The sequence below is a fragment of the Promicromonospora kroppenstedtii genome, assembly GCF_044389675.1.
In the GTDB taxonomy this organism is placed as follows: domain Bacteria; phylum Actinomycetota; class Actinomycetes; order Actinomycetales; family Cellulomonadaceae; genus Promicromonospora; species Promicromonospora kroppenstedtii.
This window is the reverse complement of record NZ_JBIRYI010000003.1, coordinates 80,163-103,685: the sequence shown is the minus strand read 5'-3', so window position 1 is coordinate 103,685 and position 23,523 is coordinate 80,163. Positions and strand designations below refer to the sequence as shown.

Here is a 23,523-nt window from a genome sequence, read left to right as displayed (position 1 = left end):
GGGCATGTGCAAATGGGCCTCGTCACCTGGCAGTATTCAGGTATGCCCGAATTGCCGCTGGTCACCAGGCCGACCGCCGTCCCGGGCTGGCTGGCCCGGATCGGCCTCGCCTACGGCGTCGTGGGGCTCAGCGTGGTGCCCGTGCTGGTGCTGGGCGCCCTGGTGACGTGGTGGATGCAGTCCTGGCAGTGCGCCCAGCAGGAGTGGGGCTGCCTGGAGCAGGGCATCACCATGTGGGCCGGCCTGGCGATCCTCGCGGCGGTGCTGCACATCGTCGTCGCCATGCGCGTCGGGCTCGGCGTGGTGCACGGTCTCGTCGTCGTCGCCGTCGCGGCGGTGTCGGCCAACGTGGCTCCCGCGCTCGGCGCGTGGCTCCTGCTCGGGGCGGGTCCCGCCCTTGCCGCGATCCTGACGGCGTCGGGCCCCAACCGCCGCCAGCGCCTGGTGCTCGTGGGCTTCGCCGTGATGCTGCTCGTGGGCATGGTGCTGGTGGGCTGACGCCCGCCGACCTAACCTTGGTCCCGTGGACCAGCCAGAACCGGCCGACCGACGGGGATACCCGGTCGAGTGGGAGGCCGACGTGGTGCTGCGTGACGGCTCGACCACGCACGTACGACCCATCCGGCCCGACGACGCCGACGCGCTCCAGCGCTTCCAGATGGCGCAGTCGGAGCGCTCGACCTACCTCCGGTTCTTCGCGGCCCTGCAGCGCATCCCCGACCGGCTCCTGACCCAGCTCGTCACGGTGGACCACGTGCGCCGGGCGGCGCTCGTCGCGGTCCGGCCGGGCACCGAGCACGCCGAGGACATCGTCGGGGTCACGCGCTACGACGTGACCGACGACCAGCCCGGGCGCCGCACCGCCGAGGTCGCGTTCAACATCGCCGACGCCCTGCAGGGCCAGGGCCTGGGCTCGGTCCTGCTGGAGCACATCGCGGCCGCGGCGCGCGAGCGCGGCGTGCACCGGTTCATCGCCGAGGTGCTGCCGCAGAACCGCGCGATGCTGGGCGTGTTCCGGGAGGCGGGCTACGACGTCGAGCAGCACCTGGACGACGGCGTGGTCACCGTCTCCGTGGACCTCGACCCCACCGACCGGTCCCGCGAGGTCATGGCCGACCGTGAGCACCGCACCGAGGCCCGCTCCATGCAGGGTCTGCTCTCGGCGCGCCGCGTGCTCCTGGTCGGGCCCGCCGACGCCGGCACCGCCGTCCCCACCGCCGTCCCCACCGCCGTCCCCACCGCCGTCCCCGACGCCGGCGCCCAGGACGGCACCGACACCCCCGACATCGACCACCTCCTCGTCGCCCGCGTCCGCGAGGCCTACGCCGCCGACCCCGGCGACACCGAGCTCCTGGTGCTCGGTGACGACGTGACCTGGGCGGACCTCGAGAACGGCGCCACCGTCGACCTGGCCGTCGTCGCCGCCCCGCCCGCCGAGGTGATCGACGCCGTCCGCCGCCTGCGCGGCACGGGCACGCGCGGCGTCGTCGTGCTCTCGGCCGGCTGGGCCGAGACCGGGCCTGCGGGCATCGCGCGCCGCCGCGAGCTGCTGCGTACCGCGCACGGCGCCGGCATGCGTGTGGTGGGCCCCGCGAGCTACGGCCTCCTGACCAACGTGCCCGGCGCGAGCCTGCGCGCCAGCCTGGCGCTCACGGCCCCGCGCCCCGGCCGGGTCGGCCTGTTCAGCCAGAGCGCGCCGACGGCGGTCACGGCGTCCGAGACGGTCAAGCGCCGCGGCCTGGGCCTGTCCACCCTGGTCTCGGCGGGGCACCGGGCCGACGTGTCGGGCAACGACGTGATGCAGTACTGGCAGGACGACCCGCACACCGACGTCGTCTGCCTGTACCTGGAGACCCTCGGCAACCCCCGCAAGTTCTCGCGGATCGCCCGCCGCCTCGCGCTGGTCAAGCCCGTGGTCGTGGTCGTCGCGGGCCGGCACGGGAGCGTGGTGCCGCCCGGGCACACGGTGCGCGCCACGCGCGCCCCGCGCCGCATGCTCGACGAGGTGCTGCGCCAGTCCGGCGTGATCCGCGCGGAGAACACCCACCAGCTCATGGACGTCGCGCAGGTGCTCGCCCACCAGCCGCTCCCGGCGGGCGGCCGGGTCGGCATCCTCGCCGGCTCGCCGTCGCTCGCCGCGCTCGTGGCCGACGCCGTCGCGGCCGCCGGCCTGACCGTCGTCGGGCCGCTGGAGCCGCTGTCCGCGGGGGCGCCCGACGACGAGATCGCCGCCGCCGTCGACGCCCTGTACGGGCCCGACGCGTGCGACGCGGTGGTCATGGTCTCCGTGCCCGTGGTGCTGCCGCGCACCGACGCGATGGCCCGCGCCGTCGCACGGGCCGCCGCGCGCACGGGCCGCACCACCGTCGTCAGCGCCCTGGGCCTGCACGGCATGCCCGACGTGCTCGCGGCCACGGTGCCCGACGGCCTGCCCGGCGCGGGCGACGAGATCCGGATCCCCGCCTTCTCCACGCCCGAGGACGCCGTCTGGGCCCTGGGCGAGGTGGTCCGCTACGCGCGCTGGCGCGCCCAGGACCACGGCAGGCCCGTGCGCCCCGCGCTCCGCGAGGGCGTGTCCGACGGCGTGGCCCGCACCCAGGCGCGCACGCTCGTCGAGTCGCTGCTCGGCCGCCACCCCGAGGGCACCGTGCTGGACCAGGACGCCGCGACCGAGCTGCTGGCCTGCTACGGCCTGACGCTGTGGGGGTCGCGGCGCGTGCGCACGCCGGACGAGGCCGTGGCCGCCGCGCGCGACCTGGGCTGGCCGGTCGCGCTCAAGGTCGCCTCGCCCGCGCTGCGCCACCGCGCGGACCTGGGCGGCGTGCGCCTCGACATCGCCGACGCCGAGGACCTGGCCGAGGACGCCGAGCGCATGCTCGCCGCGGCGTCGGCCCTGCTGCCCGGGACCGACCCGGTGCTGGAGGTGCAGGCCATGGCGCCCACGGGCGTGGCGTGCGTGGTGCGGTCGGTCGAGGACGAGCTGTTCGGCCCCGTCGTCTCGTTCGGCGTGGCGGGCGACGCCGTGGACCTGCTCGACGACGTGACCCACGGTGTGCCCCCGCTGACCGACGTGGACGTGGCGCGCATGGTGCGCGGCGTGCGCGCCGCCCCGCGCCTGTTCGGGTACCAGGGCGCGCCCGAGGCCGACGTCGCCGCGCTGGAGGACGTGCTGGCCCGCGTCTCGGTCATGGCGGAGGACCTCCCGGAGCTCGCCTCGGTGGAGCTGTACCCCGTCGCGGTCGCCGAGCGGGGAGCCTCGGTGCTGCACGCCACGATCCGCCTGCGACCCGCCGAACGACGTACGGACGCCCTGCGCAGGGCGCTGCCGGGCTAACGGCGCGACCCGCTCTCGTGGGATGATTCGCCTGTGCCCCATGCCCCTACCGATGCCCGTGACGACCTGACCGCCCACCTGCACCGGGCCGGCTACTACCCCGAGCTCGTGGCCGACGTGCTCGACGTGGCCCTGGCCGGCGAGGAGGTGATGGCCCACCTCGTGCAGGCCGAGACCACCTTCGACTCGGAGGTGCGCCGGCACCTGACGGTGCTCGTGCTGACGCCGACCCGCCTGGTCACCGCGCACGTGGACGACCACACGGGGGAGGACCCGGCGCGGCCCGGCTCGGCGTCCGCCACCACCGAGGTGGTGCCGGTGCGCGAGATCCGTTCCGTGGCGCTGACCCACGTGATCGCGGACCCGGCGCAGTACCCGCGCCGCGGCGCGACGCGCGAGGTCACGCTCGCGGTGGGCTGGGGTGCCGTGTCCCGCGTCGACCTGGAGCCGGCCTCGTGCGTGGACCCCAACTGCACCGCGGACCACGGCCTGACCGGCCAGGTGACGCCCGACGACGTGGTGGTCCGCGTCTCCGGCGAGGCCGAGGGCGACGCCGCGGTCCGGGCCGCCGTCGACTTCGCCAAGGCCCTGTCCCGGGCCACGTCTGCGTGAGCACCCCGGAGCTTCCCGAGGGCCTGGTGGCCCCGTCCTACGACACCGCGAGCCTGGCCGCGGTGCTCCCCGCCGCGGCGGGCGCCCTGGGCCACGACCTCACCACGGCCACGGGCCTGACCGCGGCGGGCTGCCGCGCGGCCCTCGGCCTGCCCGACGCCGACCGCGTGGTCGTGGTGCTCGTGGACGGCCTCGGCATCCGCAACCTCGCCGAGCGCGGGGGCCACGCGCCGTTCCTGCGCGGTCTCCTGCGCGAGCGCGACGAGGCGACCGCGACGCTCACCTCCAGCTTCCCGTCGACGACGGCGGCCGGCCTGAGCATCCTCGGGACCGGCACCGCGCCGGGCCGCACGGGCATGCTCGGCTACACGCAGCGCAACCCGGAGACGGGCAAGCTGGCCGCCGTGGTGCAGTGGCGCGACCTCGGCGACCCGGCCGACGTGCAACGCGAGCCCACGGTCCTGGAGACGCTCGCCGCCGCAGGCACCCGGGTCGTCGCACCCGGTCCGCGCAAGTTCGCGGGCTCCGGCATGAGCCAGGCCGCGCTGCGCGGCCCCGTGCACGTGGCCGCCGAGACGTTCGAGCAGCGCGTGGACGCCACCGTCGCGGCGCTGCGCCGGCCCGTCGACCCGGCGGGCACCGGGCAGCGCCTCGTCTACCTGTACCAGGGCGACGTGGACAAGACCGGCCACGGGTTCGGCTGGGACTCCTGGCAGTGGGGCGACGCCCTGGAAGCCACCGACCAGGAGCTGCGCCGCCTGGTGCGCAGCGTCCCGCGCGGCACGCTCGTGCTGGTCACGGCCGACCACGGCCAGATCAAGGCAGACCCTGCCCACCAGTGGGACGTCGCGACCGACCCGGCGCTGCACCCCGGCGTCGCCCTGGTCGGCGGCGAGCCCCGAGCCCTGCACCTGTACACCGAGCCCGGCACCGACCCGGCCGACGTCGTCGCGCGCTGGACGGAGCGGCTGGGGGAGCACGCCCTCGTGGTGCCCCGCGACCAGGCCGTCGCGGACGGCTGGTTCGGGCCCGTCGCCCCGCACGTGCTGCCCGCGATCGGTGACGTCGTGGTGGCGATGACCGGCGCCGCCACCGTCGTCGACTCCCGGGTGCACTCCGCGAACGCCCGGGCCATGCCCGGCGTGCACGGCTCCCTCACCCCGCACGAGATGCTCGTGCCGCTCCTGACCGCGACCTCCTAGGAACCACCCGTGGCACAGCTCGTCTTCTTCTCCGGGACCATGGACTCCGGCAAGTCCACCCTGGCCCTGCAGACCGACCACAACTTCCGCGCGCGCGGGCGCGAGGGCCTGATCTACAGCCGGGGCGACCGCGCCGGCGCCGACCGGGTCTCCAGCCGGCTGGGCCTGGAGGTCGCGGCCGTCGAGGTCACCGACGACACGGACTTCCTCGTGGAGATCGGCGCCCGGCGCGCCGCCGGCCAGGCCGTCGACTACCTCGTGTGCGACGAGGCGCAGTTCTACTCGCCCGCGCAGGTGGAACAGCTCGCCCGGCTCGTGGACGAGATGGAGATCGACATCTTCGCGTTCGGCATCACGACCGACTTCCGCACACGCCTGTTCCCCGGCTCGGCCCGGCTCGTCGAGCTCGCCGACCGCGTGGAGCTGCTCCAGGTGCAGTCGCTGTGCTGGTGCGGTGCGCGCGCCACGCACAACGCGCGCACCGTCGACGGCATCATGGTCACCGAGGGCGAGCAGGTCGTCATCGGCGACGTCGGCCTCGGCGAGGTCGCGTACGAGGTGCTGTGCCGCCGTCACCACATGCGCCGTATGACCGCGCTCACCGCCCGCCGCCGGTCGGCGGACGAGTCCCTCTGGGGCTAGACCCCCGCGCTAGACCTCCGGCCGCGAGCCGAACACGATCTCGTCCCAGCTCGGCACCTGCGCGCGGGATTTGCGGCCGCGCTTGGGTGCGTTCCGCTTGGCGACGGCGGGCTCCTTGTCAGGTGGGTCGGCCGGCTCGGGAGCCGGTGCGGGCTCGGGCTCGGGCTCCGGCGGGATCTCGTGCTCGGCCGGCGGCGTCGGTGCGGGACCGGACGCCGACCCCGGACCCGGGATCTCCCACTGGCTCGGCGCCTCCCACTCCAGGTCGGCGGGGGAGTCCGGCACCTTCACCGACGGCATCTTCGGACGTGACCCGTGGCGCCGCGCGCCGATGTCCACGACCGCGGCGGCCGGCTCCGGCGCGGGCTCGGGGGCCTCGTCCGGGCTCGCCGCCGAGCCCGTGCCCGGGCTCGCGGAGCTGCCGTCCAGGTGCTCGAGGTCCAGCAGGCCGGGCAGCCCGGGATCCGGGGCGGGACGGCGCGAGGGCCGCTGGCCGCGCCGCTCGGACAGGTTGTCCAGGAGCAGGTCGGTGTCGTCCGGCTCGGGCGGTGCCGGCCGCCCCGGGCGCGCGCCGAGCCGCGCCGGCGGCAGGGCGGACACCCCGGCCAGCTCCGGGCCCTCGTCGTCCTCAGGCAGGCCCAGCCAGCGGGCCTCGTCGTCGAGGGCGGTCACGAAGCCGCCGCGCGGCTCGAGGGCCCAGCGGGCCAGCCGCGGGCGCTCGCCCGCGACGAACTCGACCTGCACGATCCACGGGTGCGTGCCCTCCCGCGTGGCGGTCCACGCGGCGTCGTCTGGCCGTACACCGCGCGAGCGCAGCCGCTCGTCGGAGACCTCGCCCAGCGTGGTGGCCGTGTCGTCGTCGGTCAGCACGGCCTTGGCACGTACCCGGGAGATCGCGTGCTCGCGCTCGGAGATGACCGGGTACTCGAACCGCCGCACGTGCTCCACGGGCAGGCCCGAGGCCTCGGCGAGGGCCTCGCACGTCTCGCCCGCGCGCAGGCGCGCCTGGATCTCCCGGGGCCGCAGCGCGGACTCCTCCTGGGCCCGGATCGACTCCATGCGCGGACGGTCACCCCGGATGGCGGCGCGCAGGGCGTCGGTGATGGGCAGGGTGCTCTGGGTGCCGTCGCGTGCGGCGAGGACGAGGCGTTCACCGTCCTCGTGCAGCCTCACCAGCTCCAGCTCGTCCATGCCAGTCCTCCCGGGTAGTCCTGTGCACCGAGCCTGCCACCGAGCGGGGGCGCCGCGGCGCAGGCGCGTCGGTGTGCCGCCGGATCGTAGCCCGCGTGCGGGTGCGGCAGGATGGGCGCGTGATCTCACCCGCACCGCACGAGCTGCCCGACGGCGTCACCGTCACCGAACTCCGCGATCTCGCCGTCCGCCTCGCGACGGCCGCCGGTGCCCTCGTGCGGGAGGGCAGACCGGAACGGGTCGAGGTCGCCGCCACCAAGTCGAGCGAGGTGGACCCCGTCACGGTCATGGACCGCGCCTCGGAGGACCTGCTGCGCGAGATGATCGCCGCCGAGCGGCCCGACGACGCCGTCCTGGGCGAGGAGGGCGACGACCTGCCGGGCACGAGCGGCCTGACCTGGGTGCTCGATCCGATCGACGGCACGGTGAACTACCTGTACGGGGTGGCCTCCTGGGCCGTGTCGGTGGCCGTGGTGGCGGGCCCGCCCGAGCCCGCCTCCTGGACCGTCCTGGCCGGCTGCGTGCACAGCGTCGCCGACGGGCGCACCTGGTCCGCCGGGCTCGGCGAGGGCGCCACCCGCGACGGCGTGCCGGTCCACGTGGGCGCCCCGGCGTCCCTGAGCACCTCCCTGGTGGGCACGGGCTTCGGGTACGACGCCGGACGCCGCCGCGAGCAGGCCGCGGTGCTGGCTCGTGTGCTGCCCGAGATCCGCGACATCCGCCGGCTGGGGTCGGCCGCGATCGACCTGTGCCTGCTCGCCGACGGCTCGCTCGACCTGTACTACGAGCGCGGCCTGAACCCGTGGGACATGGCCGCGGGCGTCGTGGTGGCCACCGAGGCGGGCGCCGTCGTGACCGGCCTGCGGGGCCGGCCGGCCGGCAACGCGATGACCGTCGCGGGCCCCGCAGGGCTCGTCGGGCAGCTCGCCAGGATCCTGGAGGAGGTCGACGCGGACGGCGCCGGCGGGGTAGATCACGGGTGATCTTTTATATGACACACCCCCGCAAGGCTGGTCACTGCTGACCACGGCCAAAAGGCCGAAAACAGGCCGTTCTTGCAGGTCAGAGCATACGTGACGGGGGTTACACCGGCAGATGTAGCGCGCCTGACAGAAATGGTGCACAATCCGTGGGCCGACTCGGGAACAAAACCGGGGCCGTGTGCATTATCTGCGCGTACACCCGCTTGCGGTCGCTGTTCGACGGCTCTCGCGGGGTCCCGGCCGGGGCGGCGTCGAACCCCCGGATGTCCCGAACCCTTCCGGCGCGACCACCTATCGACGGAGAACACCACATGGCAACTGACTACGACGCCCCGCGTAAGAACGACGAGGATGTCGAGCAGGACTCGATCCAGGAGCTGCAGGCACGTCGTTCTGACAAGTCCTCGGGCGTTGTGGACGAGGACGAGACGGAAGCGGCCGAGGGCTTCGAGCTCCCGGGCGCCGATCTGTCGGGCGAGGAGCTCGCCGTACGTGTGCTGCCGCGTCAGGCGGACGAGTTCACGTGCTCGAGCTGTTTCCTGGTGCACCACCGCAGCCAGCTGGCCTACGAGAAGGCCGGCCAGATGATCTGCACGGAGTGCGCTGCCTGATTACTGCCAGGCCCTAGGCACTGACGACACGACCGGGCTGTCATGCGGAGCATGGCAGCCTTCGTCGTGTCCGGGGTCGGGCCTTGACTCGGCTCTGCTTTTCCCGCCTGAGCCTGCGGTCCCGCTTCGGGCGCGTGCCTCGTTCCTCGGCCCTCACCCTGCGCTGCACCTCCGGCTCAGTCGGTGAGGGCTTTCACCAGCAGCTCCGGGCGGCGCGTGGAGACCAGCCAATAGGGGGTGGGGTCGGCCGGGTCGTCGACCGCGACCCGCACCCCGGTCCGCGCCCACGCGCGCAGGCACACGTAGGCGCGCGCGTCGAGGCCGGGGCCCAGCTCGTGCCGCATGGCCGCGACGTCCAGCGCCTGCGCGGCGCCGAGCAGCGCCACCGGGATCCGGGCGGCCCCGGCGCGCAGCACGCCGTCGGACACCTCCACCACGGGCGAGGACACCGCCAGGGCGACCGCTGAGCCCACGCACACGAGCAGGCCCACGGTCACCGCCGTCACCGCGTGCACGGGCCACAGCGCGATCGCCGCGATGGCGCCCAGACCGACCGTGCCGAGCCAGCCGCCGGGACCGGGCAGTAGGCGCTCGTGGAAGGTGAGGGTGGTCGCCGTCATGGACACATCATCCCAGCCCCGAGCACTGCCCGAGCACTCTTGCGGCGGCGCGGGCCCAGGTGGCGTACTCTTCCGGCGTGCCCACCCCTGAGCCCACCCCTGACGGCAGCACGGTCGACGTGCTCATCCGCCTCCTGGACGACGTCCCCCTGCCGTCCTACGCGCATCCCGGCGACGCCGGCGCCGACCTGGTGACCACGGTCGACGTCGAGATCCCGCCGCAGGGGCGGGTGCTGGTGCCCACGGGGGTGTCGATCGCGCTGCCGGACGGCTACGCGGCGTTCGTGCACCCGCGCTCGGGGCTCGCCACGAAGCACGGCGTGACGATCGTCAACGCGCCGGGCACGGTGGACGCGGGGTACCGCGGCGAGATCAAGGTCACGCTGCTCAACACCGACACGACGCAGGCCGTGAAGCTGGCGCGCGGCGACCGCGTCGCGCAGCTCGTGATCCAGAAGGTCGAGCGTGCGCGCTTCCTGCGGGCCGAGGCGCTGCCCGGCTCGCACCGGGGTGAGGGCGGCTTCGGCTCCAGCGGCGGTTTCGCCGGACGCTGAACGCGTGTCCAAGTGCAGCCCGGACAGGTCTAGGCTGTAAGTAACGAGCGGATAACGCCACCCGGCGGAGCAATCGCGCGCGGCCGGGGACGGCGAGCGTCCGGCGAGCCGCCGGGCGGGCAACGGAAGAACGACGAAGGAGTGTGGCTGTGGGTCTGTTCAGCCGACGAGGTACGGCTCAGGAGCCGGCTTCGGTCGAGTGGGCGTCGGTGGAGGCCGAGCAGCAGAAGCGGCCCCACGGACCCTTCGACCGCTCGCAGGTGGACGAGATGGGCCCCCGGGTCGATCTCGGCGCGATCTGGCTGCCGGTGATGCCCGGGCTCGAGCTCCGCATGGAGATCGACAAGAAGACGCAGAAGGTGACCGGCGTGACGGCCGCCCTGGAGGGGTCCAACCTCCAGATCCAGGCCTTCGCCGCGCCGCGTACCGACGGGATCTGGGACGAGATCCGGCACGAGATCGCGCAGTCCGTCAGCGGGCAGGGCGGCATCGTGGACGACGTCCCCGGCGTGTTCGGCCGTGAGCTGCTGGTCCGCATGCCGGTGACCGGCCCCGACGGGCAGTCCGGCCAGCGGCCGGCGCGGTTCGTGGGCGTGGACGGTCCTCGTTGGTTCATCCGGGGCGTGCTCGCGGGCCGGGCTGCCCTGGACGCCGAGGCGGCCAAGCCCCTGGAGTCCGTGTTCGCGAACATCGTCGTGGTGCGCGACCAGAGCCCGCGCCCGCCACGGGACCTGCTGCCCCTGGCGCTGCCGAAGTCGGCGCGCAAGGATGGTGCACAGCCGGCACCGGAGCCGGTCGCTCCCGAGAACGCGGCACCGCAGATGTCGGACTTCAACCCGCTGCGCCGCGGCCCCGAGATCACCCAGATCGGCTGACGAGGTGAACCACTGATGTCGCTCCGCTCGGCGCTCGCGTCCCGCATCGCGGCGACGCTCGCGTCCAACGAGGAGGTCAGCGACACCGCCGAACGTGCCGACGCGTCCAAGAACGTCGGCTGTGCGGCGGTCACGTCGCTGCCCACACGGTCCCGCGGCAAGGTCGCGGGTGTCCTGCGCTCCGTGGTCCTGCGCCCGCGCGAGGGCGTGCCCACCCTGGAGGCGGAGCTGTTCGACGGCTCGGGCGCGCTCGATCTCGTCTGGCTCGGGCGCCGCACCATCGAGGGCATCGAGCCGGGCCGCCGCATCCGCGTCGAGGGCATGGTGTGCGACGTCGACGGGCGCCGCACGATGTTCAACCCGAGGTACGAGCTGAGGCCCCGGCCGGGCGAGGCACAATAGCCCCCATGAGCGATCCAGCACGTCATGACGTGCCCCCGCACGAGCAGACCCAGCAGAACGACCACGCGCAGACCCCCGCGCGCGGCATGCGCGCCCTCGCGGGCGAGGAGTTCTCGGCCGCGCAGGCCGTAGGCGGGGTGCGCGGCCTGGTCGAGGCGGTCCTGCCCGGCCTCGTGTTCGTGGTCGCGTTCGTGATCACCAACGACCTGACCGTCCCGCTGGTCGCGTCGGTCGTCGCCGCGCTGGTGCTCGTCGTGGCGCGCCTCGTGCAGCGCACGCCGGTCACGCAGGCGCTCGGGGGGCTGCTCGGCATCGCCGTCGGCGTGGTGTGGGCCTGGACCTCCGGCGACGCGGAGGACTACTACGCGGGCGGCCTGCTGCTGAACGCCGGCTACCTCGTGGTGCTGCTCGGCACGATCCTCGCGCGCCGCCCCGCCGTCGGCTACGTGGTCGAGGCGCTGCGCGCCGGCCTGACGCCGGAGGCCGTCAAGGCCGACGCGGACCGCCCGGACGACCAGCCCTCGGCGTTCGCCGCGCTGACCGCCTGGCGCTCCGACCCGGCCAAGATGCGCATGTACTCGATCGCCACCTGGCTCTGGGTGGGCCTGTTCGCCCTGCGCCTGGCCGTCAAGACGCCGCTCTACTTCGCCGGCGACGTCGCCTGGCTGGGCACGTTCCACCTGCTGCTGGGCGTGCCGCTGTGGGCGCTCGTGCTGTACCTGACCTGGTACGTCGTGCGCCGGCCCAAGCCGCGGCCCGCGGCCTGAGCTCGGCGCTGCCCGACGTTAGCCCTTCGGCACCAGCAGCTTCTGGAGGGCGTCCGTGTCGGCGTCCGCGCCGGCGACCAGCAGCAGCTCGTCGCCGGCCTCCAGGGTGTCGTCGGGGCTCGGCACGAGCGGGCGGCCGTCGCGCACGATCGTCGAGAGCGTGACGTCCGCCGGCCAGATCACCTGGCCCACGCGCGTCCCGGCGACCCGGGAGTCGGCGGGCAGCGTCAGCTCCAGGATGTCGGCGCGCGACTGGCTGAAGCTGAAGATCTTCACCAGGTCGCCGACGGCCACGGCCTCCTCGACCATCGCCGTCATGATGCGCGGCGTCGAGACCGCCACGTCCACGCCCCAGGACTGGTCGAACATCCACTCGTTCTTCGGGTTGTTCACCCGCGCGACGGTGCGCGGCACGCCGAACTCCGTCTTGCCCAGCAGGGAGAACACCAGGTTCACCTTGTCGTCGCCGGTGGCACCCACCACGACGTCGGCCTGCTCCAGCTCGGACGCCTCCAGGGCGGGCAGCTCGCACGCGTCCGCCAGCACCCACTCCGCCTCGGGGACCTGCGAGACCCGCATGGCCGACGGGTTCTTGTCGATCAGGGTGACCTCGTGGTCGTGGCTCAGCAGCTCGCGGGCGATGGAGCGGCCCACGGACCCCGCCCCGGCGATGACGACGCGCATCAGTCCTCCTCGGCGGTCGGTGCGGCGGTGAGGATGCGCTCGATCTCTGCGGACCGGTCGGCGGCCATGAGCAGGTGCAGCACGTCGTTCTCCTGGAGCACGACGTCGGCGGTGGGCAGGATCGCCGACGAGTAGCGGGTCACGAACGCGACCCGCGCGCCCGTCGCGGCCTCGATGCCCAGCACGGGCCGGCCCACCCAGCGCCGGTGGTAGTCGATCTGCGCGAGCCGGACCGTGCCGGACGGGTCGCGGTACTCGTCGGTGAAGCCCAGCGGCAGCATGCGCCGCAGCACCTGGTCGGCCGTCCAGCGCACCGTGGCGACCGTCGGGATGCCCAGGCGCTGGTAGATCTCCGCGCGGTGCGGGTCGTAGATGCGTGCCACCACGTTGTCCACGCCGTAGGTCTCGCGGACCACGCGGGCGGACAGGATGTTGGAGTTGTCGCCGTCGGACACCGCGGCGAACGCGTACGTGTCCTCGATGCCGGCCTGGACCAGGGTGTCCCGGTCGAAGCCCACGCCGGTGACCTTCTTGCCGGAGAAGTCCGCGGGCAGGCGCCGGAACGCGTCCGGGTTCTGGTCGATGACGGCCACGGAATGCCCGCGGCCCTCGATCTCCTGAGCGAGGCTGGAGCCGACCCGGCCGCAACCCATGATGACGAAGTGCACGGACGGAACGCTACCGCGCCGGGGGTGACGATGGTGCGCTGGGTGCGCTGGGTGCGCTGGACGCCATCGACGGGCATAGAGTCATCCAACGTGTCGGACATCGTCGATGCGGCCAAGCGCCTCCTGGTCGGCCGCCCCATGCGCAGCGAGAGCCTGGGGCACACGCTGCTGCCCAAACGCATCGCGCTCCCGGTGTTTGCCTCGGACGCGCTGTCGTCGGTCGCGTACGCGCCCGACGAGATCCTCCTGACTCTGTCACTGGCCGGTATCGCCGCCCTGGCGTTCTCCCCATGGGTCGGCCTCGTGGTGGTCGTGGTGCTGCTCATCGTGGTGGCGTCCTACCGGCAGAACGTGCACGCCTACCCCTCCGGCGGCGGCGACTACGAGGTCGCCACCACCAACCTCGGCCCGTCCGCGGGCATCGGCGTCGCCTCCGCGCTGCTGGTCGACTACGTGCTCACCGTGGCCGTGTCGATCTCGTCGGCCGCCCAGTACGCGTCCGCCGCCATCCCGGGGCTGCGCGGGCACGAGGCGCTCGCCGCGGTCATCGCGGTGGTGCTGCTCACCCTCGTCAACCTGCGCGGGGTCAAGGAGTCGGGCACCGCGTTCGCCATCCCGACCTACTGCTACATGGCGATCATCGGCGCGCTCATCGTCACGGGCGCGTTCCGGTTCTTCTCGGGCACGCTGCCGCAGGCGCAGAGCGCGGAGTTCGAGCTGTCCGCCGAGGCCGCCTTCGACCAGGGCCTGGTCGGCATCGCGGGCGCCTTCCTGCTGGCCCGCGCCTTCGCGTCCGGCTGCGCCGCCCTGACCGGCGTGGAGGCCATCAGCAACGGCGTGCCCGCGTTCCGCAAGCCCAAGTCGCGCAACGCCGCCACGACGCTGCTGCTGCTCGGCACGATCTCCGCGACCATGATCATGTCGATCCTGCTGCTGGCCCAGGCCACCGGGGTCCAGTTCGCGGAGGACCCGCACAGCCAGCTCACGCTGAACGGCGAGCCGGTCTCGGACCACTACGTGCAGATCCCGGTGATCGGCCAGCTCGCCGAGGCCGTGTTCTCCGGCTTCCCGCCCGCGTTCTACGCCGTGTCCGCCGTCACGGGCCTGATCCTGGTGCTCGCCGCCAACACGGCGTTCAACGGGTTCCCGGTGCTGGGCTCGATCCTGGGCCGCGACGGCTACCTGCCCCGCCAGCTGCACACCCGCGGTGACCGGCTCGCGTTCTCCAACGGCATCATCACCCTCGCCGTCGCGGCGATCGTCCTGATCGTGGTGTTCGACGCCGAGGTCACCCGGCTGATCCAGCTCTACATCGTGGGCGTGTTCGTCTCGTTCACGCTGTCCCAGCTCGGCATGCTGCGGCACTGGACGCGCGAGCTGCGCACCGAGCCCAACCCCGCGGTGCGCAGCCGGTACAAGCGCTCGCGGCTGGTCAACGGCGTCGGGTTCGGCCTGACGGGCATCGTGCTGATCATCGTGCTGCTGACCAAGTTCACCCACGGCGCCTGGATCACCCTGCTGGCCATGGGCGTGCTGTTCGTGCTCATGCGGGGCATCCGCAAGCACTACGACCGGGTCAGCCAGGAACTCGCGCTCGACGACGTCTCGGCGGCCCGCGCGCTGCCCAGCCGCGTCCACGCCGTGGTGCTGGTCTCGAAGGTGCACAAGCCGACCATGCGCGCGCTGGCCTACGCGCGGGCCGCGCGGCCGAACGAGCTGGAGGCCGTCAGCGTGGGTGTGGACCGTGAGGACGTCGAGCGGCTGACGGCCGAGTGGGAGGCCCTCGACCTGCCCGTGCCGCTGCGCATCCTCGACTCGCCGTTCCGCGAGATCACCCGCCCCGTGGTCAAGTACGTGCGCTCCGTGCACCGCGAGTCCCCGCGCGACCTGGTGATCGTGTACATCCCCGAGTACGTTGTGGGGCACTGGTGGGAGCAGCTGCTGCACAACCAGTCGGCGCTGCGCCTCAAGGGCAGCCTGCTGTTCACCCCCGGCGTCGTCGTGGCCTCCGTGCCGTGGCAGCTCGCCTCGACGCGCGGCCAGACGGGCCTGGAGGGCGACACGTTCCTGCGCGGCCGGCGGATGTGACATGACCCGTCCGACGGCCTGACCGCAGCGGCGAAGCCGGCCGGTGCGCGATACTTGAGCACATGCCCCGCAACTCCGATCGCCGCAGCGCGCCCGCCGACCCCGAGCAGGGCGCCCGCGTGCGCCGTCGTCCCCAGCGTTCCCCGCGGCCGGGCCGCGCCCGCCGGGTGAGCGACGCCGCCCCCGCACCCGAGGTGGGACAGGAGTTCGAGCTGGAGGTCGGCCCCGTGGCCCACGGCGGCCACTGCGTCGCCCGCCTGGACGGCCGGGTCGTGTTCGTACGGCACACGCTGCCCGGTGAGCGCGTGCGCGCCCGCGTCACCGAGGGCGGCACCGGCTTCTGGCGGGCCGACGCCGTGGAGATCCTCCAGGCGTCACCCGACCGCGTCGAGCCCGCGTGGCCCGCGGCCGGGGCCGACGGCGCGGGCGGCGGGGAGCTGTCCCACGTGGCCCTGCCCGCGCAGCGCCGCTGGAAGCAGGACGTGCTCGTGGAGCAGCTGCAGCGCCTGGCCCGGATCGACGCCGGCTGGCTCGCCGAGCACGTCACGGTGGAGGGCGTGCCGGGCGACGACGAGCGGCGCGGCCTGCACTACCGCACGCGGATCGACCTGGTGGCGGACGCCGACGGCCACGCGGGCATGCGCAAGCACCGCTCGCACGACGTCGTGGCGCTGAAGAAGATGCCGCTCGCCTCCGCCGAGGTCGCGGCGTTCACCGTCGCCGAGGACGTGTTCACGCGCTCCTGGACGCCGGGTACGCGGCTGGAGCTGGTCGCGCCGTCCGACGGCGACCCCGTGCTGCTCGTGGACGGAGAGCCGTGGCGCCGCGGGCACGCCGACACCCGGCCCAACGCCCGCCGCGCCGTGACCGAGGTCGTGACCGGGCCGTGGGGCACGCACCGCTACCGGGTGGCCGCCGACGGGTTCTGGCAAGTGCACCGCGCGGCGCCCGCCGTGCTGACCGGCGCCGTGCTGGAGGCGACCGGCGCGAGCGCGGGGGAGCTGGCCGGGGCCACCGTGCTGGACCTGTACTCCGGCGCGGGCCTGTTCACGCTCCCGCTCGCGGAGGCCGTCGGCCCGCAGGGACGCGTGGTGGCCGTCGAGGGCGACGCGCGCGCCGTCAAGGACGCCCGCCGCAACGCGCACGCGTACGAGCAGGTGGACCTGCGGCTGGGCGCCGTGGACCGCGTGCTCGCGGGCGGTCCGGGGGAGGCCGAGGTGCCCGCGGCCGACGTCGTCGTGCTCGACCCGCCGCGCTCCGGTGCCGGGCGTGCCGTGGTGGACGCGATCGCCTCCCGGGAGCCGCGGCGCATCGTCTACGTGGCGTGCGACCCGGCCGCGCTCGCGCGCGACGTCGGCTACCTGGCGGCGCACGGGTACGTGCTGACGGGCGTGCGAGGGTTCGACCTCTTTCCCCATACGCACCACGTCGAGGCCGTCGCTGTCCTGGACCGGCAGGGTTGACGGGACGATGGACGAAGCCCCAGGTCAGTGCGCATAGGATGCGCTCCGTGAAGCGGTGGCTGGTAAGCGGCGGGATCGCGGCGTCAGTGGTAGCGGCGTTCGCGGTCGCCGTCCTGGTGGGCATGGTGCTGGGAGCCGGCGGCATTGCCGTCGGCGGTACGGGCGGGGCCTCGGGGCCCGCGCCGAGGGGTGCGCCGTCGGTGTGGGCTCAGTCCCCGTCGCCCTCGCCGTCCCCGGTGGTCCAGCGGGAGCCGGTGGTGCTCTTCGTCGGCGACTCCTACACCGTGGGCCAGGGCGCGTCGTCGCCCGAGCTGCGGTGGAGCACCCTCGTGTCCGAGCAGATGGGCTGGCGCGAGCTCAACGTCGCCGTCGGCGGCACGGGGTTCGTCAAGGGGAACGCGAAGCGCGACAACTACCCGACCCAGCTCCGGTCGGTACCCCCGGGCACCGCGGACATCGTGGTGATCGCGGGCGGGCAGAACGACTTCAAGGGGCTGCGGAAGGACCCCGGCCGGGTCTTCCAGGCGGTCGCGGACACGTATGCCCTGGCCGTGGAGCGGTTCCCGGACGCCGAGATCGTCTCGATCGGGCCGTCCACGCCGCGGGCGATCGGCCTGGAGGCGCGGGCGATGGACAGCGCGGTGCGCGCCGCCGCGGCCGAGTCGGGGGCCACGTACGTGTCGCTGCTCGACCCCAACATCGTCCAGGGCTCCCTGGTGCACGAGGACGGGGTCCACACGACCGACGCGGGCAACGCCATGATCGCCCGGCGGGTGCTGCGGACGCTCCAGGCGCCGGCGGCCGGGCAGGACGAGACGGGCGCGCGGCCGACAGATATCTTGACGTCAAGATAAATGCGTTATGCTGGCTCCAGCAGCCCGGCCTAGGCTGGGTGAAGCCCCCTGGAACCCATGCGGCGGCTCCTTCGCGCGACGACCGCGCCTGTGAGAGCCGACGCACCGTCAGCCCCGCAGAAGGAGCCCGAGTGAGCACCGTGGACACGTTCGGATCAAAGGGAACGCTGGAGGTCTCGGGCAAGTCCTACGAGATCTTCCGGCTCAGCGCGGTCGAGGGAGTCGAGCGCCTCCCGTACTCGCTGAAGATCCTCGCCGAGAACCTCCTGCGCACGGAGGACGGCGCGAACATCACCGCCGACCACGTGCGCGCGCTGGCGTCCTGGGACCCGGACGCGCAGCCCGACACCGAGATCCAGTTCACGCCGGCGCGCGTGATCATGCAGGACTTCACCGGTGTGCCCTGCGTCGTGGACCTCGCCACCATGCGTGAGGCCGTCGCGGCCCTCGGCGGCGACGCGACGCGGATCAACCCGCTGGCCCCCGCCGAGATGGTCATCGACCACTCCGTGCAGATCGACGTCGCCGGCCGCGCCGACGCGTTCCAGCGCAACGTCGAGTTCGAGTACCAGCGCAACCACGAGCGCTACCAGTTCCTGCGCTGGGGCCAGACGGCGTTCGACGACTTCAAGGTCGTCCCGCCGGGCACCGGCATCGTGCACCAGGTCAACATCGAGTACCTGGCGCGCACCGTGATGACCCGCGAGGTGGGCGGCGCCCTGCGCGCCTACCCCGACACCTGCGTCGGCACCGACTCGCACACCACCATGGTCAACGGCCTGGGCGTGCTGGGCTGGGGCGTCGGCGGCATCGAGGCCGAGGCCGCGATGCTCGGCCAGCCGGTCTCGATGCTCATTCCGCGCGTCGTGGGCTTCAAGCTGAACGGCTCGATCCCGGCCGGCGTCACCGCCACCGACGTGGTGCTCACGATCACGCAGATGCTGCGCCAGCACGGCGTGGTCGGCAAGTTCGTCGAGTTCTACGGCGAGGGCGTCGCCCAGGTGCCGCTCGCGAACCGCGCCACCATCGGCAACATGTCGCCCGAGTTCGGCTCGACGGCCGCGATCTTCCCGATCGACTCGGTCACGGTCGACTACCTGCGCCTGACGGGCCGCTCCGAGGAGCAGCTCGCCCTGGTCGAGGCGTACGCCAAGGAGCAGGGCCTCTGGCTCGACGCCGACTCGGCCGAGCCGGTCTTCTCCGAGTACCTCGAGCTCGACCTCTCCACGGTCGTCCCGTCGATCGCCGGGCCCAAGCGCCCGCAGGACCGCATCGAGCTGACGAACGCCAAGGCCGCGTTCACGCGTGACCTGCCCACCTACGCGCCCGACGTCCTGGACCAGGTCGACGAGGCCGAGAAGGAGTCGTTCCCCGCGTCCGACTCGCCGGCCATCACGCCCAACGGCCGCAAGCACGTGCACGTCACCAACAGTGACGGCAAGGAGTTCGAGCTGTTCCACGGCGCGGTCGCGATCGCCTCGATCACGTCCTGCACCAACACCTCGAACCCCTCGGTCATGCTCGCCGCGGCGCTGCTCGCGAAGAACGCCGTCGAGAAGGGCCTCGTCTCCAAGCCGTGGGTCAAGACCTCCATGGCCCCGGGCTCGCAGGTCGTGACCAACTACTACGAGAAGGCCGGCCTCTGGCCGTACCTCGAGAAGCTGGGCTTCCACCTGGTGGGCTACGGCTGCGCCACCTGCATCGGCAACTCCGGCCCCCTGGACGAGAAGGTCTCCGAGGCCGTCAACGAGCACGACCTGTCGGTCGTCTCGGTGCTCTCGGGCAACCGCAACTTCGAGGGCCGCATCAACCCGGACGTCAAGATGAACTACCTGGCCTCCCCGCCGCTGGTCATCGCGTACGCCCTGGCCGGCACCATGGAGTTCGACTTCGAGCACGACCCGCTGGGTCGCGACGAGGCCGGCAACCCCGTGTTCCTGCGCGACATCTGGCCGTCGCCGGAGGAGGTCCAGGCCACGATCGAGTCCTCGATCGACCGCAAGATGTTCGAGGCGGACTACGCCGACGTGTTCAAGGGCGACGAGCGCTGGGCCGCCCTGGAGACCCCCGAGGGTGACACGTTCGCCTGGGACGCCGAGTCGACGTACGTGCGCAAGCCCCCGTACTTCGACGGCATGGGCATGACGCCGGAGCCCGTCACCGACGTCACCGGTGCCCGCGTGCTCGCCAAGCTGGGTGACTCGGTCACGACCGACCACATCAGCCCGGCCGGCTCGATCAAGCCGGACAGCCCGGCCGGCGTCTACCTCGCCGAGCACGGCGTGGCCCGCCGCGACTTCAACTCCTACGGCTCGCGCCGCGGCAACCACGAGGTCATGATCCGCGGCACGTTCGCGAACATCCGCCTGCGCAACCAGCTCCTGGCCTCCGAGAACAACGGCGCGGGCGTCGAGGGTGGCTTCACCTTCAACTTCGTCAAGAACGCGCAGGACACGATCTACGACGCCGCGCAGGACTACGCCGCGGCCGGCACCCCGCTCGTGGTGCTCGGCGGCAAGGAGTACGGCTCCGGCTCGTCGCGTGACTGGGCCGCCAAGGGCACCGCGCTCCTGGGCGTCAAGGCCGTCATCACCGAGAGCTTCGAGCGCATCCACCGCTCGAACCTCATCGGCATGGGCGTGCTGCCGCTGCAGTTCCCGGCCGGCCAGAACGCCGAGTCGCTGGGCCTGGACGGCACGGAGACCTTCGACGTCACCGGCGTCACCGCGCTGAACGAGGGCGTCACGCCCGAGACGGTCAAGGTGACGGCCACCAAGGGCGACGGCTCGCAGGTCGAGTTCGACGCCGTGGTGCGCATCGACACCCCGGGCGAGGCGGACTACTACCGCAACGGCGGCATCCTGCAGTACGTGCTGCGGTCGTTGGTCGCCTGAGCCGGAGGTGCAGTGCAGGGTGGGGGCCGAGGAACGAGGCACCCGCCTGTAGCGGAACCGCAGGCTCAGGCGACAGAAGGTAGAGCCTCCTGACCCTCTCTGGTCGAGCCTGCCGTGACCCCGGCGCCCCGTCCCTCCTCGCGGAGGGGCGGGGCGCCGTCGTTCCCGGGGTCAGCCGGCGAGCGCTCCGGCCAGCAGCCGGACGACGCCGCGCAGGCCCGCCTCGTCCGCGTGGTCGGGGTTGACCTCCACGCAGGTCATGGCGACCAGGCCGGGGTCGGCGGCGAGCGCGCGCAGCGCGCGGTCCAGCGTCGCCGGGACCAGGCCGCGGCCGTACGTCGGGACGTCGGCCACGGGGAGGGTCAGGAAGTCGAGCACGTCGACGTCGAGGTGCAGCACGAACGGGGTGCCGCCCACGGCCGCCAGGGCACGCCGCGCGGCGTCGTCCGGGTCGGCGAGCACCTGCGCCGCCGGGATCCGTACCGCGTTCACGAGCCCGTGGACGTCCTCCTCGTCGTCGGAGTACCCGAGGTAGACGAGCCGGTCGGCCGTCAGCAGGGGGCGCCGGTGGCCGACGGCGGCGAGCGGCCCCCAGGTGCCGGGCAGGTCGAGGAGGTGGGCCACGCCCATCGAGTCGAGGATCGGCTCGTCGGGGTGGTCGGGCGGCAGCTGGAGGTCCTGGCCGCCGTCGACGTACACGAGGGCCACGTCCGGGTACCGCTCGGCCACGGCGTCGACCACCCCGAGGGCGACCGTGCACTCCCCGCCGAGCACGAGGGCGCGCTCGCCCCGGGCCAGAACCTGCTCGACGCGCCGCCGCACGCCGCGCAGGCCGTCGATCACGCGGTCGACGTCGTTGGGCTCGCCCGGCCCGCGGTGCGCGCGCCAGGTCACGACCGGCAGGTCGCCGTCGTCCCGGACGTCGACGCCCGCGGCCCGCAGGGCGTCGAGCAGACCGGCCGCGCGCAGGGCGGCCGGTGCCTTCTCCAGGCCGCGGGAGTGGGCCGCGGCGCTGGACGGGACGCCGAGCAGGGCCCAGGGATCCGGGGACGTCATCCGACCAGTGTGCCGACGGGACGCCCAGGGCACCAGGCCGGAGGACGACGCAGGCCGCCTGCCCGGGGGCAGACGGCCTGCGTCGGCACTGCGGTCGTGCGGTGGTGTGGTGCTACCTCCCGACGTCGGACTGGCGGGCGGCCCGGATCAGCTTCGTGGCCTCCTGCGCGGTGATGACGTCGGCGTCGTCGAGCTGGTCGGCGACCTGGGTCACGTGGCTGACGAACGCGCTGTGGCTGACCCACCCGCCGTCGGCGTCGACCAGGTCGGCGACGGTGCACCCGTTGCCGGTGTCGTAGTTGGTCACCTTGCTGTCCTTGTTCCCGATGATCACCGTGGGGCGCTCGTCGGAGACGGGGCACGCGTCGATCTCGCCGCGGGCGACGTCGAACCGCAGGGTGCCGGTCCGGGTCACGTTGCCGGCGTTGTCGGTGGCCCGGTACGCGAACGCGTGCGACCCGGGCTCCGTGACCTCCACGGCGCCGGTGTACTCCCGGAAGGCGGGCGAGTCGAGCGCGTACTCGATGAACGCCACCCCCGACTCGTCGTCCCGGGCGGTGATGGTGACCGTGGCGGACCCGAGGTAGAAGCCCTCGTCGTCCTGGTCGCCGTCGACCTGCGCCGACGCGATGGGCTGCGTGGTGTCCGGCGGGTCCTGCCCGCCGACCACGACCAGGTCCACCGTGCCGGGCTCCGACGTGTTGCCCGCCGCGTCGGTGGCCCGGTAGGACACCGTGTGCGCGCCGGTCACGTCCACCACGATCGCGTCCGTGTAGGGCGCGTAGGCGGCGCCGTCGAGGCTGTACTCGACGGACTCGACGCCCGAGCCGGTGTCCTCGGCCAGGACCTGCACGGTCGCCGAGCCCACGTAGGCGCCGTCCGCGTCCTGCTCGCCGGTGACCTCGGCCGTCACCGTCGGCGGAGCGGTGTCCTCCGGCGGCGCCTCGACCACGGTGAACGTCGCCGAGCCCGGCTCCGAGACGTTGCCGGCCCGGTCGGTGGCCCGGTAGGTCACCGTGTGCTCGCCCGGCTCGTCGACGACGACGGGCGCGGTGTACGCCGCGTAGCCCGCACCGTCGAGGTCGTACTCGATGCCCGCGACGCCCGACCCGGGGTCCCGCGCCGTGAGGTTCACGGACGCGGAGCCCACGTAGGCGCCGTCGCCGTCGAGATCACCGGTGACCTCGGCGGTCACGACGGGCGGCGTGGTGTCCTCGCCGTCCGGCGCGACCACCGTGACGTGCAGCATCTCCGGCTCGGAGGTGTTGCCCGCCACGTCGGTGGCCCGGTACTCCAGCATGTAGGTGCCGGGCTCGTCGAGGACGACGGGCGCGGTGTACGGGGCGTACCCCGCGCCGTCCAGGTCGTACTCGACGCTCTCCACGCCGGAGCCGTCGCCGTCGTCGGCCGCGAGGTTCACGGTCGCCGCGCCGACGTAGGCGCCCTCGTCGTTCTGGTCGCCCTGGACCTCGGCCGTGACCGTCGGGGCGGTGGTGTCGTCGCCACCGCCGCCCTCGGTGACGACGAGCTCGCCCGACATCGTGCCGTGGCCCGGGATCGCGCAGAAGTACCGGTACGTGCCCGGGGTCAGGTTCACCTCGGCCTCGTAGCGGCCGCCGTTGGTGTCCAGGGGGTTGGCCAGGATGTCGAGGGTGACGTCCTGGTTGTACTCCGACGAGCCGGTCTCGAACGTCAGGGTGTGGGACATCCCGATGTTGTTGCCGGTCGCCGTGCTGTTCTCGAACACGATCGTGGTGGGCCCGGCCGCCGCCGTCGCGGGCGCGGAGGCATAGGCCGACACGCTCGCGCTGGCGGTGAAGGTCAGCACCTGGTCGGCCGCCTGGGTGGCGGCCTCCTTCGCGGGGCCGTCGGCCACCGGGGTGGCGGACGCCGGCGTGACCTCACCGGCGTACTCGACGGCGGTGGCGGGCGCCAGCGGCACCGCCACCAGGGCGCTGACCGCTGCCGCCGCCAGGAGGCGGGACAGTTTGTGTCTCATGGGTGTACCTCTCGTCTCCGCGGG

The 23,523-nt window shown here is 73.5% G+C and carries 21 protein-coding genes; 15 read left to right on the top strand and 6 right to left on the bottom strand.

The genetic code is table 11. The features are described from left to right. The first annotated feature begins 42 nt into the window (after nucleotides 1-42). Genes ACH47X_RS06185 through ACH47X_RS06165 form a run of 5 tightly spaced genes read left to right on the top strand, consistent with a single transcriptional unit; the run spans nucleotide 43 to nucleotide 5,790 of the window. Nucleotides 43-498, top strand: coding sequence for a hypothetical protein (locus ACH47X_RS06185; RefSeq protein WP_397402419.1), 456 nt, complete (start codon nucleotides 43-45; stop codon nucleotides 496-498). 25 nt (nucleotides 499-523) lie between these two features. Then, nucleotides 524-3,334 (top strand): GNAT family N-acetyltransferase, encoded by a 2,811-nt coding sequence (locus ACH47X_RS06180; RefSeq protein WP_397402417.1) that lies wholly within the window; start codon nucleotides 524-526, stop codon nucleotides 3,332-3,334. A gap of 33 nt (nucleotides 3,335-3,367) precedes the next feature. Then, nucleotides 3,368-3,946 carry a DUF5998 family protein gene (locus tag ACH47X_RS06175; protein WP_397402415.1) on the top strand — a complete coding sequence of 193 codons (579 nt, stop codon included), beginning with the start codon at nucleotides 3,368-3,370 and terminating at the stop codon, nucleotides 3,944-3,946. Next, entirely contained in the window at nucleotides 3,943-5,148 is a 1,206-nt protein-coding gene (locus tag ACH47X_RS06170) for an alkaline phosphatase family protein (RefSeq protein ID WP_397402413.1), read from the top strand. The genes ACH47X_RS06175 and ACH47X_RS06170 overlap by 4 nt, the downstream gene beginning before the upstream one ends. Before the next feature lie 9 nt (nucleotides 5,149-5,157). Beyond that, nucleotides 5,158-5,790, top strand: coding sequence for a thymidine kinase (locus ACH47X_RS06165; protein ID WP_377239930.1), 633 nt, complete (start codon nucleotides 5,158-5,160; stop codon nucleotides 5,788-5,790). Between the two features lie 9 nt (nucleotides 5,791-5,799). Here ACH47X_RS06165 and sepH read toward each other — a convergent pair whose 3' ends face one another. After that, entirely contained in the window at nucleotides 5,800-6,981 is a 1,182-nt protein-coding gene (gene sepH / locus ACH47X_RS06160; protein WP_397402410.1) for a septation protein SepH, read from the bottom strand. Nucleotides 6,982-7,100: 119 nt separating this feature from the next. On the opposite strand from sepH, the gene ACH47X_RS06155 reads away from it, so the two are divergent. Both ACH47X_RS06155 and ACH47X_RS06150 read left to right on the top strand, forming a co-directional pair. Next, nucleotides 7,101-7,964: an inositol monophosphatase family protein gene (locus tag ACH47X_RS06155; protein ID WP_397402408.1), complete on the top strand. Its 864-nt coding sequence runs from the start codon at nucleotides 7,101-7,103 to the stop codon at nucleotides 7,962-7,964. 311 nt (nucleotides 7,965-8,275) lie between these two features. After that, nucleotides 8,276-8,575, top strand: coding sequence for a DUF4193 domain-containing protein (locus tag ACH47X_RS06150; protein ID WP_020014531.1), 300 nt, complete (start codon nucleotides 8,276-8,278; stop codon nucleotides 8,573-8,575). A 176-nt stretch (nucleotides 8,576-8,751) separates the two neighbouring features. Here the strand turns inward: ACH47X_RS06150 and ACH47X_RS06145 are convergent, their stop codons facing one another. Beyond that, complete coding sequence (locus tag ACH47X_RS06145; protein WP_020014532.1) at nucleotides 8,752-9,195, bottom strand: DUF3093 domain-containing protein; 444 nt, start codon at nucleotides 9,193-9,195, stop codon at nucleotides 8,752-8,754. A 77-nt stretch (nucleotides 9,196-9,272) separates the two neighbouring features. Between ACH47X_RS06145 and dut the strand changes: the two genes are divergently transcribed. The 4 genes from dut to ACH47X_RS06125 all read left to right on the top strand — a co-directional run bounded on the left by dut (nucleotide 9,273) and on the right by ACH47X_RS06125 (nucleotide 11,793). Next, nucleotides 9,273-9,749, top strand: coding sequence for a dUTP diphosphatase (gene dut / locus ACH47X_RS06140; RefSeq protein WP_397402406.1), 477 nt, complete (start codon nucleotides 9,273-9,275; stop codon nucleotides 9,747-9,749). Between the two features lie 149 nt (nucleotides 9,750-9,898). Further along, a complete protein-coding gene (locus tag ACH47X_RS06135; RefSeq protein ID WP_397402404.1) occupies nucleotides 9,899-10,624 on the top strand; it encodes a DUF3710 domain-containing protein in 726 nt (241 codons plus the stop codon). A 15-nt stretch (nucleotides 10,625-10,639) separates the two neighbouring features. Continuing rightward, nucleotides 10,640-11,026 (top strand): OB-fold nucleic acid binding domain-containing protein, encoded by a 387-nt coding sequence (locus tag ACH47X_RS06130; protein WP_036966641.1) that lies wholly within the window; start codon nucleotides 10,640-10,642, stop codon nucleotides 11,024-11,026. Between the two features lie 5 nt (nucleotides 11,027-11,031). Then, on the top strand, nucleotides 11,032-11,793 hold the full coding sequence (locus ACH47X_RS06125) for a DUF3159 domain-containing protein (RefSeq protein ID WP_397402401.1): 762 nt from the start codon (nucleotides 11,032-11,034) through the stop codon (nucleotides 11,791-11,793). An 18-nt stretch (nucleotides 11,794-11,811) separates the two neighbouring features. Here ACH47X_RS06125 and ACH47X_RS06120 read toward each other — a convergent pair whose 3' ends face one another. Both ACH47X_RS06120 and ACH47X_RS06115 read right to left on the bottom strand, forming a co-directional pair. Beyond that, nucleotides 11,812-12,477 (bottom strand): potassium channel family protein, encoded by a 666-nt coding sequence (locus ACH47X_RS06120; RefSeq protein WP_036966638.1) that lies wholly within the window; start codon nucleotides 12,475-12,477, stop codon nucleotides 11,812-11,814. Beyond that, a complete protein-coding gene (locus ACH47X_RS06115) occupies nucleotides 12,477-13,130 on the bottom strand; it encodes a potassium channel family protein (protein ID WP_036966665.1) in 654 nt (217 codons plus the stop codon). Before ACH47X_RS06115 ends, ACH47X_RS06120 begins: the two co-directional genes overlap by 1 nt. A gap of 105 nt (nucleotides 13,131-13,235) precedes the next feature. On the opposite strand from ACH47X_RS06115, the gene ACH47X_RS06110 reads away from it, so the two are divergent. The 4 genes from ACH47X_RS06110 to acnA all read left to right on the top strand — a co-directional run bounded on the left by ACH47X_RS06110 (nucleotide 13,236) and on the right by acnA (nucleotide 20,444). Next, nucleotides 13,236-15,233 (top strand): APC family permease, encoded by a 1,998-nt coding sequence (locus tag ACH47X_RS06110; protein WP_397402399.1) that lies wholly within the window; start codon nucleotides 13,236-13,238, stop codon nucleotides 15,231-15,233. Between the two features lie 62 nt (nucleotides 15,234-15,295). Further along, nucleotides 15,296-16,696, top strand: coding sequence for a class I SAM-dependent RNA methyltransferase (locus ACH47X_RS06105; protein WP_397402397.1), 1,401 nt, complete (start codon nucleotides 15,296-15,298; stop codon nucleotides 16,694-16,696). A 47-nt stretch (nucleotides 16,697-16,743) separates the two neighbouring features. After that, entirely contained in the window at nucleotides 16,744-17,550 is an 807-nt protein-coding gene (locus ACH47X_RS06100; RefSeq protein ID WP_397402395.1) for an SGNH/GDSL hydrolase family protein, read from the top strand. A gap of 131 nt (nucleotides 17,551-17,681) precedes the next feature. Beyond that, nucleotides 17,682-20,444: an aconitate hydratase AcnA gene (gene acnA / locus ACH47X_RS06095; protein ID WP_397402393.1), complete on the top strand. Its 2,763-nt coding sequence runs from the start codon at nucleotides 17,682-17,684 to the stop codon at nucleotides 20,442-20,444. A gap of 171 nt (nucleotides 20,445-20,615) precedes the next feature. Here the strand turns inward: acnA and ACH47X_RS06090 are convergent, their stop codons facing one another. Next, a complete protein-coding gene (locus ACH47X_RS06090) occupies nucleotides 20,616-21,500 on the bottom strand; it encodes an arginase family protein (protein ID WP_397402391.1) in 885 nt (294 codons plus the stop codon). A 112-nt stretch (nucleotides 21,501-21,612) separates the two neighbouring features. Next, a complete protein-coding gene (locus ACH47X_RS06085) occupies nucleotides 21,613-23,499 on the bottom strand; it encodes an OmpL47-type beta-barrel domain-containing protein (RefSeq protein ID WP_397402389.1) in 1,887 nt (628 codons plus the stop codon). Between the last annotated feature and the right edge of the window lie 24 nt (nucleotides 23,500-23,523).